Consider the following 13,598-nt stretch of genomic DNA (forward strand, 5'->3'; position numbering starts at 1 on the left):
AGGAAGGGAGCGCTGAAGTTACTTTGGGGTATATTACTTGCCTGAGTCATGCCAGCTTCGTTTCCGCCTTATGACTCGCTTTCGGCCCCGTTGGGGGGCTATGGTTCCGGACTTCAAAAGATCAGTGCGCGCCTCGGCGCCGGAACCGGGAATTCGGCGATCGCCATCCGGAACTCTTCCTCCGCGTTGAGTCGCCTGCGGACTTCCATCGACTCCAGCCTTTGGACATCTTCCGTTTCAATGCCGGGGTTTTTCGCCAGTTCCCTGATCCATTCGCCGGCCACTACGGCGTCATGTTGCTCGCCCAACAGCCGCTGCAGGCCGATGGCCGGCTGGATCACACCGGAAGCGTGATGGCTGAAGGCGTCCGCAACGGCTTCCACCGAGTAGCGGAGACACTTGACGTCTTTGCGAGCCTGGTGGAGCGCAGAGTTGCGCACCTCCGGGTCGCTGCTGCCCGCTTGCTCCGCGAGGCTGTGCTGCAAGCGCTCCCACCGTGTCTGGAGCCGCTCCGCAAGGTCCGCCGTCGGGTGCTTGTATTCCCTTGCGGCAGGCACTTCCAATAGCGCAGCCCTTGCAGCACGAACTGTTCGCTTGCTGCGCTTGCGCCCGCCAAGGGAAGCGGCCAGCCGGGCGCTGGACGCTTCCAGTTCCTCCACGGCCAGGCGCACGGCCTCGGGGCTTTTCCATGAATCCTTTGTGTCAAGGGATAGCCGGATCCTCTGCGCCAGGACATAGGCGTCCCGGGACTCGCCGAGTGAAGTTGCGAGCCAACTGACTTCCTCGCGGGCCGGCCGGGGGAGTTTCGGGATCATGCCGCGATAACAGCTGAGCACTGAACGGAGCCGGCGAAGGGCAAGCCTGGCGTTGTGTACGGCTTCCGGATCTGCCGCTGCGATCAGCGGCAGTTGTGCCTCCAACTCCGTCAGTTGGAAGCCAATGTATGCAGCCAGTGGGGCCTGGCCTTTGTTTCCCACGGGGCAATCGTCCTCTGCTGTTGCGCCCGGGGCAATAGGGCCTCTTACTTCGCTTTGTCGTAAGAATCGACGACGGCTACGCTCACCGGAAATTCCACCGGAACCCGCCCGAACAACAGTTCCTTGGCGGCGGCCGCGGCCTCTTCGATGGCGTTGATGCACGCTTCTACCGACTCGGCAGGCGCGTGGACCATGACTTCGTCGTGCAGGAAGAACACGAGTTCCCCGGCAGGCAGGCCGTCGGCACGCGCGGTGCGCAGCCGACGTCGAAGTTCGGCAAGCCAGCATGACGCCCAGTCCGCAGCGGAACCTTGCACCACAAAGTTCCGCGTGAAACGGCCCCTCGAGCGCGCGATGCTGTCCGCGCGCCGCTGTTCTTCCGCCGTCGTGGATTGCTGGCTGCGGATCCAGCGTTCCGACGGCGGTGGGCTGCTGCGGCCCAACCTTGAGGTCACGGTGCGGCCGCCTTCGCCGTCGCGGGCTGCTTGTTCGACGAAGCCGACTGCCCGGGGATAAGTGCGGGTCAGCTGAGGCATGAGGCGCCCGGATTCGCCCGTGGTGGCACCGTAAATTGCGCCGAGCAGGGCGATCTTGGCCTTCGAACGGTCGCCACCGAAACCCTGCGCGGCGATGCCGGCGTACAAGTCCTTGTCGCGCGCGGCCTCGGCCATCTTCGAGTCCTGCGCCAGCGCCACCAGAACCCGGGGCTCGAGCTGGGAGGCGTCTGCAACGATCAATTTGTGCCCCGGGTCGGCATGCACCGCTCCGCGGATCTGGCGGGGGATCTGCAACGCGCCGCCGCCCCTGGACGCCCAACGACCGGAAACCACGCCTCCCACGACGTACTCGGGGCGGAAGCGCCCGTCGCTCACCCACGCGTCCAGCCACGACCAGCCGTTGGCAGCGAACAAGCGGGAAAGCTTCTTGTATTCCAATAGCGGCTCGATGGCCGGATGCTTGGATTCCTTGAGTTCCCACTGGCGGGTGGATTTTACCTCGATCCCGTTCCGGTGCAGGGCACGCATGAGGTCCTGGGGTGAATCCGGATTCAGTTTCGGAGACTGGAGAATCCCGCGAAGCTCGTTGCAGAGAGCCTCCAGCCTGGCCGGCCGATGGCCGGCGGGAGGTCGGGGACCCAGATGGCCTTCCAGGATTTCTTCGTGCAACGTCTCCTGCCATGGCACACCCGTGAACTGCATTTCGGCGGCGATCATTGCACCGGCGGATTCCGCAGCGAGCAGCAGTTTCAGGCGGTGCTGCCGGCCTTCTTCCCTGGAGGCCTGGCCGAGCGCGCGTTGCTGGGCCGCGAACTCTGCCCGGATCTCGTTCAGGCTCGGCTGGGTGCTTCGTGGGACCACGTCGTCGAACAGCGCGCCTTGCTCGGCGGGAGGCGGGGGAGGCTGGAGGACCCGAGGCGGAACCGGCATTTCGTCGTCTTGCGTGAGTTTTTCCGCGCTGCGGGCATAGTCTGTGTGGGCCGTGAACTCGGAATGGACCAGGATGGCGCGGCAGAGCGTGAGGTCATGGCAACGCTCCAGTTCCACCCCCGCTTGGAGCATCGCCGGGTACCAATCCTGGGTCCGGTTCCAGACCCAGCGCGGATGGATCTTCTCCAACATGGTTACGACGCCGGCGAGATCGGCCGTTCGTACGACGCGCGGCTCCGCCACGGCTACTCCGGCGGCGTCGCTTTCCTGAATAGCTGCGCCGTCTGGATGGGCGGCGAGCAGCAGGTACATGCTGACAATTCTGCCCTGTGATTCCGTGGAACCTTGCACTTTGCGGACAGCTGCCGTCCGCGATGCTTAGTCGTCCCCCACAGGGGTTGTTGTGGCTGCTTATCCACATACGCCGATACCGGCCTTCAATGCTCGCGGCGAAACGGAGAGAGTGGCTTCATGAGCGGGCAACATCTTGAGCGGAACCACAACAGCGGTGGAAGCGGGGCCGGGTCTAACGGCGAGCGCGGCTCGACGGTGCTTCAACGTGGCCGTCCACGGCCCGGAAGATCGGGTCCACGGTCCGGACCGGAGCCAGACCATGTGCCCGGAGAGCCGTGGCTTCCTGCCAGTTCCGGGGAAGTCCTCTTAGTGACAGGAAACGTCAGGTTACAAGCTGAAACAGAGAGGATCGCGGCCGCTGTCGGCGCCAATCTCCGTACAGTCGTCGATTCATCCGCTGCCTTGCCTATGTGGGACACCGCACGGATGGTTCTTCTTGGCAGCGATGTCCGCGAACTTCCGCCCCGTCGTCGTGCACCTTCCATCTTGCTGGGCCTCAACGGTGAAGGGGACTCTTTGTGGCAATTGGGAGCCGCACTGGGGGCCGAACGCGTGGCCGTATTGCCGGAAGCTGCAGCCTGGCTGGCGGAGCACCTCGGTAGGTCCCATGATCCGGACCCCGGAGGACTGGTGCTCGGGGTGATAGGAGGATGCGGCGGTGCCGGCGCGTCCACGACTGCGGTCTGGCTGGCCCAGGAAGCGGCCGTCCACGGAGTCCGGACGCTACTGGTTGATGGGGATCCCCGAGGAGGGGGCCTTGAGCTTTGCCTGGCCGCTGAAGATGCGCCAGGACTGCGCTGGCCCGATCTTGCAGGTGCCAGCGGCAGCATCGGAACCGGGCAGCTAAGCGACTCACTGCCCACAGCCGGAGGATTCTCCTTTTTGTCTTGGCCGGGCAGTCGCGACCGCTCCCCGGACGTGGAGCCCGGGGCCGTCACGGCTGTCCTTGATGCGGCGAGGCGGGGATTTGAACTAGTCATTGTCGACATCGGCCGCGGAACAGAATCGCTTGGCAGCTTCGCCTGGGACTGCGACCGGATCCTTCTGGTGGCACCGGCCCAACTCCGGGCAGCAGTCGCTGCAGCCAGGCTTCTGCAGGAGTTGCCGCCCGTGGACACAGCCCTGGTGATCCGGGGGAATGCCGGTTCGGCCCTGGACGCACCGCTCATAGCCGAATCGCTGGGATTGCCTCTCCACGGCGTGCTCCCCGAACTCCGCGGCACTGCCGCGGCGGCTGAGCTCGGACGCCTTTTGGAATTCGGCAAGCGCAAGGCCGTGCGTCGCTTTGCGGAGTTAGTCCTTCAACTACTCGGCGACGGCGCAGTATGAGTGCCTCATCATTCCCCAGCGGCGAGCGCCGACGCAATACCCCGCTCTTGGACGCCGCGCTCCTTGAAACCGTGCGGGAAACCGTCATGGCCGACGCCGGACCGGTCACTCCGTCGCGCGTGGCAGCGGCCGTCCACGCGACGGGCAGGCTGCTCGGAACCGCGGGGGCGCTTGCCGCCGTCGAATCGATCAGCGCAGAACTAAGCGGACTTGGACCGCTCCAACAGCTTGCACGCGATGGCTCAGTGACGGACATCTTCGTCAATGGCCCGGACTCGGTGTGGTTCGACCGCGGCAAGGGGCTGGAACGGGCCCGGGTGCATTTCGACGGCGAATCCCAGATCCGTGCCTTGGCCTCCCGGCTTGTGGCGGCCGGTGGGCGTCGCTTGGACGACAGTTCGCCGTGCGTCGATGTCCGTCTCGAGGGCGGATACCGGGTGCACGCGGTACTGCCTCCGATTTCCACCGCCGGAACCTTGTTGTCCGTGCGGATTCGGCGCGAGGAGGTTTTCTCGATGGACGAGCTGCGTTCTGGAGGCATGTTCGGGGCGCCGGTCCAGCAGGTGCTGCAGGCCATGGTTGACCGCAGGCTGAGCTTCCTGATCAGCGGGGCCACCGGTTCCGGGAAGACCACATTGCTGTCCACAATGCTCGGCTTGAGCAGCCCGCATGATCGGCTCGTCCTGATTGAAGACGCTTCGGAGCTGAACCCGGTGCACCCTCACGTGGTTTCCCTTGAGTCCAGGCACGGGAACCTCGAAGGCGGTGGCGCACTCGACCTTGGCGAACTCGTTCGGCAGGCGCTGCGGATGCGGCCGGACCGGTTGATCGTGGGCGAGTGCCGCGGTGCCGAAGTCCGGGAGCTGTTGACGGCACTCAATACCGGCCATACAGGCGGCGGCGGAACAATCCACGCCAACACTGCTTCCGCGGTCCCGGCCAGGCTCGTGGCCTTGGGCGCGCTTGCAGGCTTGAGCCGGGAAGCCGTTCGACTGCAGCTTTCAACGGCATTGGACGCAGTGGTCCACGTCGAACGGACGCCCGCCGGAAGGAGAGTGTCCTGCATTGGATTGTTAGCGGAGGACGCGTCCTCCCAATCGATCGTTCCTGCTGTCGAACTGCTGGCGGGTGCCGCCGTTGCAGGGCCCGCGTGGAAGGACCTCGCAGCTCGCCTTGAGCTGGACCCCAGGCTCCTGCATAGGCCCCTGGGACCGATTTCCCGATCAGATCACCTTGGGGCGGTCGCGTGAGCGGATTCCTCATCCTCGTTCTGGCGGCCGCTGCGTGGGTGGTCTTCCAACCGTCCCGGGGATTTGGCAAACGGATAGTGCGCGCTTTGCCTGGTGCCCCCTCGGCTGGGCCAGTGGCTGTTGCTGGGGCCGTGGCGCGCATGCCGCGGAGACGCTCTCGCGCGGACGCATTGCCGCTGACGGTACTCGTACAGCAGTTGGCCGCTCTCCTTCGGGGAGGCCGTTCGACGTCGAGGCTCTGGGAGGAGCTCTGGATGGTGCATGGAGCCAGGGATCGCCGCAATGGTCCGGGCGACGCGGGGGTCCTCAAGGCGCGAGGAAAAGACCCGGGATCGCCCAAGCTGTCGTCTGGGTCTCTCCAAGTTCTCGCGGCAGCGCGGGCGGCCTCGATGATGGGGACGTCGGTCGCCGAAGCCATCAGGGTGTCGTCAGCGAAGGATCTCCGGGGCGGGAATTCCGTGGAACGCCGGATCTGGGGAGAACTTGCCGCCTGCCTGGATGTTGCGGAGGCCAGTGGTTGTCCGTTAGCCGACGTGCTGACCCGACTCGCCGCCCAGCTTGAGGCCGAGGACGACGCCGGTGATGCGCGGCAAACTGCCTTGGCCGGCCCGCAAGCCACCGTGCGCCTTCTGACCTGGCTGCCGGTGTTCGGCCTGGGGCTGGGCATGATGCTCGGCGTGGATCCGCTGGGGGTCCTGCTGGCGAACGGCGTCGGATTGGCAGCCCTCGCGGCTGGGTGCGTCCTGACCGTCACCGGCAGAATCTGGTCATCTCGATTGGTGGATGCCGCGGTGGGCGTTGACTGATGGGCTCGACCTTCCCTGCCATCGCGGTGTCCCTGGCGTTGATCTTCGCGGCCATTCTCGGACTGGCGTATCAGGGAAGAGCCCGGCGGCGCATAGCCTTGCGGATGCTTCGCGGCTCACCCGGGAGCAACGGCCCGCTGAAGAACGCTCGGACGGGCCAGGCAGCGGGCAATTTCCGGAATCCCGAGGGGCAGGAAGGCTTGCGCAATGTGCCCATGATCCTTGAGCTGGTGGCTGCCATGCTCGACTCAGGGGCGGGACTCGGACGGTCTCTTGAGTTGATCGCCGGATGCGCGTCCCCGCAGCTCAGCCGCTCCCTGCGAACCGTGGTTGCAGCCCTCGACATCGGAATGGACTGGGAGGCGGCATGGCGGAGTTCGGGCCAGAATTGCACTGAAGCGCACAAGCTCAAGGATGCGCTCGTCTTCGCTGCCCTGACCGGAGCGCCATCCTCGGCCATCCTTTATGCCCAGGCAGCACGCCTGCGGCGGGAACAGTTCAGGATGGCGGAGAAGCGCGCTGCCGCGCTCGGAGTGAAACTCGTGGTTCCACTGGGTCTGTGTACCTTGCCTGCCTTCATCTGTTTCGGTGTCGTCCCGGTGCTTTTGGCAATGCTTCCGTCCGGGGGATAGCCGGCAGTCCGGCCCGAGTTTCCCTCCACACGAACCGTCAGAAGGGAGTTTTCCACTTAGGAGACTTGGGGACTTTCGAAGCCTCGATGCCGACGGAAGAGTCGAAGTACAGCCGGCAGCCAGGCCGGCACGAAGAGAGGAACTGAAGTGAACGCAACCGTCGATGCCGTCGATACGGCCCATACCGCCCTGGCCCTCGCCCAGGCAGCTCCTCCTCGGCGGGAGGCCGAGGTCGTTGAACTGTTCCCGGGTTCGTCGGGAAGCAAGCCTGTCAGGCTGCCGATCCAGCTGCATTCCAGCGCAGAAACAAGCCGTGCGCGGTCCAGCGACGATTCTGCGGCTCAGAAACGGTCGAAGAAGCGGCTCATGGGGTCTGAGCTGGGGATGGCAACGGCCGAGTATGCCATTGCCACTCTTGCCGCTGTGGGCTTCGCCGGACTCCTGGTGGTCATCCTTCGCAGCGAGGAAGTACGTGGCTTCCTCCTCAACCTCATTCGCAGCGCACTCTCCCTGCCATGACACGGCGCCGGGGTTCAAAGCGCGGTGCCGAGCATTCGATGAGTCCGCGGGCATCGGCCTGGGCGCTCACTGGGAAGCAAGCCCGTTCGGCTGCCGCAGGTGTGCGGCGGTGGCCTCCTTCGATCAGACGGCCTCCTCCGACGGAGAAGCTGGATGGCCCGCGGAGGGACCGTCGGCGAGATGCTTTCCCTGAGAGGGACTACGGTGCCGTCACTGCGGAATTCGCCGTGGCACTGCCCGCTGTCCTGCTTCTTTTGGCCTTGCTTCTGGCAGGATCCGCCGCGGGAATTACGCAGCTTCGCTTGGAAGAGGCCGCCAGGGCAGGCGCCAGGGCCCTCGCCCGCGGAGATGGCCACGCGGTCGTAGACGGAATCGTTCGAAGACTGGCAGGCGATGGCGCCTCGGCTGCCGTTTCCGAAGACGGCGAATGGATCAACGTCACAGTCTCCGCCCGGGTCGCCGGCCCGTTGGGCTCCCTCATTCCGTGGAGGCTTTCAGCGACGGCATCTGCAAGGGGAGAGACCCCGCAGTCGTCAGCGGCCACTGAGCCCCTCCTTGCCGTCGGAGACTGCGTTGTCCACTTCAACGAGACTATGCCGTTGCTTGGGCTCCAAGCCACTGTGAAAGAGGTCGCGGCGTGAGGGCTGATGGCGCCCGCGCCGGTGATGGCCGTCGCGCGGCGGAGCGCGGCGTGAGGGCTGATAGCGCCCGCGCCGGTGATGGCCGTCGCGCGGCGGAGCGCGGCTCGGGAACCATCCTGGCTGTTGCGCTGGGCCTTGTTGTCATGATCTGCATGGCGGCGGCTTTGACCCTGGCCCAGGCCATGGCGATGGCCCAACGCGCAGCATCTGCCGCCGATCTCGCTGCGCTCGCGGGAGCCGACGCGGCCCGCGGCCTGACAACCGGAGATCCTTGTGTGGTTGCCAGCGAAACGGCCGCGCGGCACGGAGCTTCGTTGTCGGCTTGCACTGTGGGCGAAGGCGGGATCGTAGAGATCCGCACTGAGCTGGACCGCGGCGCAGTCTTCGGGACCGCAACCGGCCGCTCTCGGGCCGGGCCGCCGCCCTAGGTCGCGTCCCGCAGGAGCACATCGATCAGGGTAACCGCGGCGTCCTTGTCCAGTGGATTGTTCTTGTTGCCGCATTTGGGGGACTGGACGCAGGAAGGGCAGCCGGTGTCACACTCGCATGCTTTGATGGCGTCCCTTGTAGCGGTTAACCACACTTTGGCTTTCTCAAAGCCGCGCTCGGCAAATCCGGCGCCGCCGGGATGGCCGTCGTACACAAAAATCGTGGGAACTCCGGTGTCGGCGTGGAGGGCTGTTGAGACTCCACCGATATCCCAACGGTCACTTGAAGCGACCAGTGGGAGAAGCCCGATGGCGGCGTGCTCGGCGGCGTGAAGAGCGCCCGGGAACTGGGCCTCGACAAGTCCTGCGCCAGTCAGCGAACGGTTGTGAACCACAAACCATACCGCCTTGGTGAAGAGATCCCTGGCCCCGAGTTCCAGCGGTTCTTCCCCCAAAACCTCATTGGAAATCAGCGCCTTACGCTGGAAGGAGACGACCTGTGTTGTTACCTTCACTTCGCCGAAGTGGACCGCGATATCCCCCCACTCCATGGTCCGGAGAGTCTGCAGGACCTCAATCTGGGTCACGTCCCGCGCTGTGGTGTAGTAGTCCGGGTTGGTGCGACGAACCACCACGCAGTGGTCCTCTTCGTTCAGTTCCTCGACCAAGTAACTGTCGCCTTGGTGCACATAGATCGCACCCTTATGCGCCTGATAGTGCGTCTGTGGCGAGTCCATGGTGCCCAACAGGGAGCCAGTCTCGGAGTCCACGATGCTTACCGGGCCGCCGCCATCTGCGCGGAGGTTCACCATGGCCGCGGCGCTCTCGGGATGGGTCCAGAACCAGCCCGCAGGCCGTTTCCTCAGGTACCCCTGTTCCACCAGCTGATTCAGCAGGGACTCGGACGTTGGCCCGAACATGTCAAGTTCGGCCACGCCGATCGGGAGCTCGGCCGCCGCCGCGCACAGATGGGGGCCGAGCACGTAGGGGTTTCCGGGATCGAAGACGGTGGCCTCGACTGAGACATCAAAGATTGCCTCCGGATGGTTGACGAGGTACGTGTCCAAGGGATCGTCGCTGGCCACGAATGCGGCAATGGCGTCTTGGCCTGCGCGGCCGGCCCGTCCGATCTGTTGGAACAGGGACGCCCTCGTCCCGGGCCAGCCGGCTACAAGCACCGCGTCGAGCCCGGAAATGTCGATACCCAATTCCAATGCGGACGTGCTCGAGACGCCAAGCAGCTCACCGGAACGCAGAGCCCGTTCCAAAGCCCGTCTCTCCTCGGGGAGATAGCCGGAGCGGTACGCAGCAACCCGCTGGGGCAGGCTGGGGTCCACCTCATCGAGGAGGCGCTTGGTGATAGACGAAATTGTTTCTGCGCCGCGCCTGGATTTGATGAAGGCGATGGTCCGTACACGGGAGGACACCAGATTGGCCAGCAAGTCCGCGGTCTCGGCCACGGCTGTTCTGCGGGATTTTGCCCCGTTTTCGCCCTTCAGCTCGGTCAGGGCAGGTTCCCAAAAAGCCACCGTGGTGGAGCCATGCGGTGAACAGTCCTCGGAAACTTCGCGGACGGGGGTGCCGATGAGCCGGGCAAAGGATGTGCCGGGGTCCGACGCTGTCGCAGACGCCGCAATGAATACCGGTTCAGGAAAGGAGGTGCCGGCACCGTAGTAGGCGCAGATTCGCCGGAGTCTCCGCATGAGGTTGGCGACGTGGGACCCGAACACCCCGCGGTAGCTGTGAGCCTCGTCCACGATGACGTACCGCAGCCTACGGAAAAAGCGGGCCCACCACGTGTGGTTGGGCAGGATCCCGAAGTGCAGCATGTCGGGATTGGCGAGGATGAAGTTGGCGTGGTCGCGGATCCAGCGGCGCTGGGACTGCTCGGTATCGCCGTCGTACGTTTCCGCCCGGACCGTTGGGAGCTTGAGTGCGCGGATCGCTGCTAGCTGGTCGGCCGCAAGCGCCTTGGTGGGAGAGAGGTACAGGGTGACGGCACCGTCGTCGTGGATCTTGCCCGGCTCGGACAGCACCCGCAGCTCCGAACGATGGATCGCGTCGAGGGCAGGCAGCTGATAGGCAAGTGACTTGCCTGAGGCGGTCCCCGTCGCAATGACGACGTTTTGGCCCGAGTGGGCGAGCTCGGCTGCTTCGATCTGGTGCCGGTACGGTTCGTGGATGCCCAAGGCCCCATAGGCGGCAACCACATCGGGGTGGGCCCAGCCCGGCCAGGACTCATGGACGGCTTGGCGCGCCGGAATAGTGCGGACATGTCGCAACTGCTCCGGGTCCGGGCTCCTGCCCAGAAGGGAGATCATCGATTCAGTTGCGTTCACTTGAACATTCTGTCATCGCGCCGGAAACCGACGGTTGTCGGTACGGCCGCTGACTGGTTGTCGGACCCGCCGCGGACCCGCTGCCGGCACCTTTCGGCGCCGAAGGCCGGCTTACGCCACAGGAAGGCCGGCTAGGCCACAGGAAGGCCGGCTAGGCCACAGACAGGTCAGTCTCGTCGACCAGTTTGGTGGACATCATGAGTACCTGGCACACGTGCTTCCAGCCAAGGTGGGAGTAGAGATGTTGTCCGTCCAAGGAAGCCAGGAGGAGGCCGCTTTCAACATCGTGTTGAAATGCCTGGGCGGCGAGGGCTTTCATGATGAAACTTCCCAGTCCCCGGCGCTGGTAGTTGGGTTCGGTGACGATCTTGTCGAAGACCGCCGTCTGCCTGACCACGAACACCTGACCGCTGGCCGCCACCTTTTCACCGGCATGGACCACCGCGTAATGGACCCCTTTGCTTTCGGAAGTCGTGAGCTTGAGGTCGTCATCCGAGAGCCACGGATCTTCCGCGTCCTGCGTCCCCATGTCCACGATCATCATGGTCTGGGAATCCGAGGTGATGTTCAGCCCGTTCTCGCGAGCCAACTGGGTATAGCGCGCGACGTCGTTGGTGAGGATCGTCAGGATACGAGTGTCCGCCTGGGCGGTCTTGGCTGCTAGCTCGGCGAACTCAGCATCCGACGGGTCGTGCGCAAAGAATTCCCAGTCGCCGGTTTTGTCCGCACGCAGGGCTGCCGGGAAGCGGCCTTCCTTGCGCGTTTCGTAGCTTCGGGACCCGGACCAGCCAGCCACCCAGACTTCGAGCAGCTCAGCGATGTCTTCAACCAAGGCGTCGTGACTCATGTAGAGAGACTATGCCAGCCGTCTGGGAATCAACAGGGGCCGTCAGTAACAGCTCCATTAACACTTAGAGCAGCCCGAAGACAGCCCGACACATGGTCTTGGGGCCAGCAAGTACCCTTAAATACGTGGCTTTAAACAGAATTGTGCTCTTCTATGGCTTTACTCCGATCACGGACGCGGACGCCGTCCGGCTCTGGCAGCGCGCCCTGTGCGAGAAGCTTGGCCTGACCGGGCGCATCCTCATTTCGCGGGACGGCATCAACGCCACCGTTGGCGGGGAACTGAACAACGTCAAGCAGTATGTGAAGACCACCAAGGAATACAAGGGCTTCCACGGTATCGACTTCAAATGGTCCGAAGGCGGCGCGGACGACTTTCCGAGGCTCAGCGTCAAGGTTCGCGATGAGATCGTGTCTTTCGGGGCCCCCGGCGAACTGAAGGTGGATGAGAACGGCGTCGTCGGCGGCGGCACACACCTTCAGCCTGAAGAGCTCCACGCACTCCTGGAGGAAAAGAAGGCGGGCGGCCAGGATGTGAAGTTCTTCGACGGACGCAACGCCTTCGAAGCCCAGATCGGCAAGTTCAAGGACGCAATCGTTCCCGACGTCGCCACGACCCACGACTTCATCAAGGAACTCGACTCGGGAAAGTACGACGACCTTAAGGACCAGCCTGTCGTCACCTACTGCACCGGCGGAATCCGTTGCGAAGTCCTATCCAGCCTCATGGTGAACCGCGGTTTCAAGGAGGTTTACCAACTCGACGGCGGAATTGTCCGCTACGGCGAAACGTACAAGGACCAGGGCCTGTGGGAAGGCTCCTTGTACGTTTTCGACAAGCGAATGCACATGGAATTCAGTGAGGAAGCCAAGACGATTGGCCAATGCGTCCGTTGCCAGGCGCCCACCAACAAGTTTGAAAATTGCTCCAATCTGAGCTGCCGCAACCTCACGCTGTATTGCGCCGAATGTGCCTCGAGCCCTGAAACGCTGCGTTGCCCGGAAGGCTGCGCCGCCTAAGCCCGGTCATTAGATCCGGCTCACCCGGTACGCGAAGTTCGCCGGTGCATTGCCGGTGATCGTGACACCCAGGACGGCGTCAGTCTCCAGCTGCAGGACCTTGACCCGTGTGGTGCCGCACCGCAGCATCATCTCGATGAGGACTTCGCTCCCGTTTCGCACGGTGAATTCGGCGCTGCGGGCACCTCGGCACGCCAGCGTCACCGCGTACGTGCCTCCGGGAAGCTGGGTGGTCTCTTCGTCGCGGGACTCTCCAGCGGACAACAGGCCGAAGCTGCTATAGAAGGACAGCCCGTTTACGTCCGGAAGCGCGTCCTGCGCCCAGGCCTTCAGCGCATCGCCCGTGACGGTTTGTCCCAAGGCCGGGTCGCGGGTCAGTACCGGATCCGTGATGGCCGGCGACGGCGGACTGCTCATTGGCGCACGGCCGTCGTCGTAGGTGTATTCGCACGACGCCATGGTGCCGCATGCGAGCACACTGGAAAGCACGACGGCGGGAATCGCCGACCGCGTCGTCGGTACCTTCAGGGCGCGTGCCCACCCCATAATCCGACTCTACGCCGCGCTGTAGACCCGAACGAGGGGCCGGTTACGAAGCCGGTACCAGTTGGTACGCGTAGATCACCGGCGCATCCACGCTGCTTGCGCTGATGCTCAGCGGACCGGTCGAAGGAATCTTGATACGGGACGTTTCTCGGCTGCCATTGCATGCAGCCCCGGCCTCGGTGATCTGCGTACCGCCCGAGGAAACGTCGAAGAATGCCTTGCCGCCGCCGTCGCAGGCAACAGTCAAGACGTAGCTTCCCGCAGCGACGCTGGCGAAGCTCTTGACCAGGGGGTCGCGGTTCGGGATTTTCCCGGAGTCCTCCACGACGACCCCGGCTGCGGAGGGCATGGTGGTCGCCTTCCACGCTGGGACGTCGGCGTTGGAGACAGACCCCCCGGAGGAGCATGCCGTCATCGCCAGGGTGGCTGCGCCAATGACCAAAAGTGCAGCGCGACGCCAAGTGGAGGGGTGAAATGCCATGAT

14 protein-coding genes are annotated in these 13,598 nt (G+C 64.4%); 8 read left to right on the forward strand and 6 right to left on the reverse strand.

The features are described 5' to 3' along the window. Positions 1 to 113 precede the first annotated feature (113 nt). Both QRN59_RS15260 and QRN59_RS15265 read right to left on the reverse strand, forming a co-directional pair. Positions 114 to 977, reverse strand: a complete 864-nt coding sequence (locus QRN59_RS15260; RefSeq protein WP_284983344.1) for a CHAD domain-containing protein — start codon at positions 975 to 977, stop codon at positions 114 to 116. 44 nt (positions 978 to 1,021) lie between these two features. Continuing rightward, positions 1,022 to 2,716, reverse strand: a complete 1,695-nt coding sequence (locus tag QRN59_RS15265; RefSeq protein WP_284983345.1) for a bifunctional 3'-5' exonuclease/DNA polymerase — start codon at positions 2,714 to 2,716, stop codon at positions 1,022 to 1,024. Positions 2,717 to 3,067: 351 nt separating this feature from the next. Here QRN59_RS15265 and ssd point away from each other — a divergent pair, with 351 nt between their 5' ends. The 7 genes from ssd to QRN59_RS15300 all read left to right on the forward strand — a co-directional run bounded on the left by ssd (position 3,068) and on the right by QRN59_RS15300 (position 8,363). After that, positions 3,068 to 4,087 (forward strand): septum site-determining protein Ssd, encoded by a 1,020-nt coding sequence (gene ssd, locus QRN59_RS15270; RefSeq protein WP_284983346.1) that lies wholly within the window; start codon positions 3,068 to 3,070, stop codon positions 4,085 to 4,087. Further along, positions 4,084 to 5,337, forward strand: a complete 1,254-nt coding sequence (locus QRN59_RS15275; protein WP_284983347.1) for a TadA family conjugal transfer-associated ATPase — start codon at positions 4,084 to 4,086, stop codon at positions 5,335 to 5,337. Before ssd ends, QRN59_RS15275 begins: the two co-directional genes overlap by 4 nt. A 113-nt stretch (positions 5,338 to 5,450) precedes the next feature. Beyond that, positions 5,451 to 6,143, forward strand: coding sequence for a type II secretion system F family protein (locus QRN59_RS15280; RefSeq protein ID WP_350225239.1), 693 nt, complete (start codon positions 5,451 to 5,453; stop codon positions 6,141 to 6,143). Continuing rightward, a complete protein-coding gene (locus QRN59_RS15285; protein ID WP_284983349.1) occupies positions 6,143 to 6,775 on the forward strand; it encodes a type II secretion system F family protein in 633 nt (210 codons plus the stop codon). The genes QRN59_RS15280 and QRN59_RS15285 overlap by 1 nt, the downstream gene beginning before the upstream one ends. Before the next feature lie 147 nt (positions 6,776 to 6,922). After that, positions 6,923 to 7,294 carry a DUF4244 domain-containing protein gene (locus QRN59_RS15290; RefSeq protein WP_284983350.1) on the forward strand — a complete coding sequence of 124 codons (372 nt, stop codon included), beginning with the start codon at positions 6,923 to 6,925 and terminating at the stop codon, positions 7,292 to 7,294. A 149-nt stretch (positions 7,295 to 7,443) separates the two neighbouring features. Continuing rightward, complete coding sequence (locus tag QRN59_RS15295) at positions 7,444 to 7,935, forward strand: TadE family type IV pilus minor pilin (RefSeq protein ID WP_284983427.1); 492 nt, start codon at positions 7,444 to 7,446, stop codon at positions 7,933 to 7,935. Next, positions 7,932 to 8,363 (forward strand): Rv3654c family TadE-like protein, encoded by a 432-nt coding sequence (locus QRN59_RS15300; RefSeq protein WP_284983351.1) that lies wholly within the window; start codon positions 7,932 to 7,934, stop codon positions 8,361 to 8,363. Before QRN59_RS15295 ends, QRN59_RS15300 begins: the two co-directional genes overlap by 4 nt. Here QRN59_RS15300 and QRN59_RS15305 read toward each other — a convergent pair. Next, positions 8,360 to 10,684, reverse strand: a complete 2,325-nt coding sequence (locus tag QRN59_RS15305; protein ID WP_502871063.1) for a DEAD/DEAH box helicase — start codon at positions 10,682 to 10,684, stop codon at positions 8,360 to 8,362. The genes QRN59_RS15300 and QRN59_RS15305 overlap by 4 nt on opposite strands. 169 nt (positions 10,685 to 10,853) lie before the next feature. Further along, positions 10,854 to 11,549, reverse strand: coding sequence for a GNAT family N-acetyltransferase (locus QRN59_RS15310; protein WP_284983353.1), 696 nt, complete (start codon positions 11,547 to 11,549; stop codon positions 10,854 to 10,856). A gap of 125 nt (positions 11,550 to 11,674) precedes the next feature. Between QRN59_RS15310 and trhO the strand changes: the two genes are divergently transcribed. After that, positions 11,675 to 12,568: an oxygen-dependent tRNA uridine(34) hydroxylase TrhO gene (gene trhO / locus QRN59_RS15315; protein ID WP_284983354.1), complete on the forward strand. Its 894-nt coding sequence runs from the start codon at positions 11,675 to 11,677 to the stop codon at positions 12,566 to 12,568. 9 nt (positions 12,569 to 12,577) lie between these two features. On the opposite strand, the gene QRN59_RS15320 is transcribed toward trhO, so the two are convergent. Beyond that, positions 12,578 to 13,114: a DUF6023 family protein gene (locus tag QRN59_RS15320; RefSeq protein WP_284983355.1), complete on the reverse strand. Its 537-nt coding sequence runs from the start codon at positions 13,112 to 13,114 to the stop codon at positions 12,578 to 12,580. A 43-nt stretch (positions 13,115 to 13,157) separates the two neighbouring features. Further along, the gene (locus tag QRN59_RS15325) at positions 13,158 to 13,595 is read right to left on the reverse strand and encodes a DUF6023 family protein (protein ID WP_284983356.1); all 438 of its coding nucleotides are present in this window, start codon (positions 13,593 to 13,595) and stop codon (positions 13,158 to 13,160) included. Between the last annotated feature and the right edge of the window lie 3 nt (positions 13,596 to 13,598).

Source organism: Arthrobacter sp. efr-133-TYG-118, assembly GCF_030209755.1.
Classification (GTDB): Bacteria; Actinomycetota; Actinomycetes; order Actinomycetales; family Micrococcaceae; genus Arthrobacter.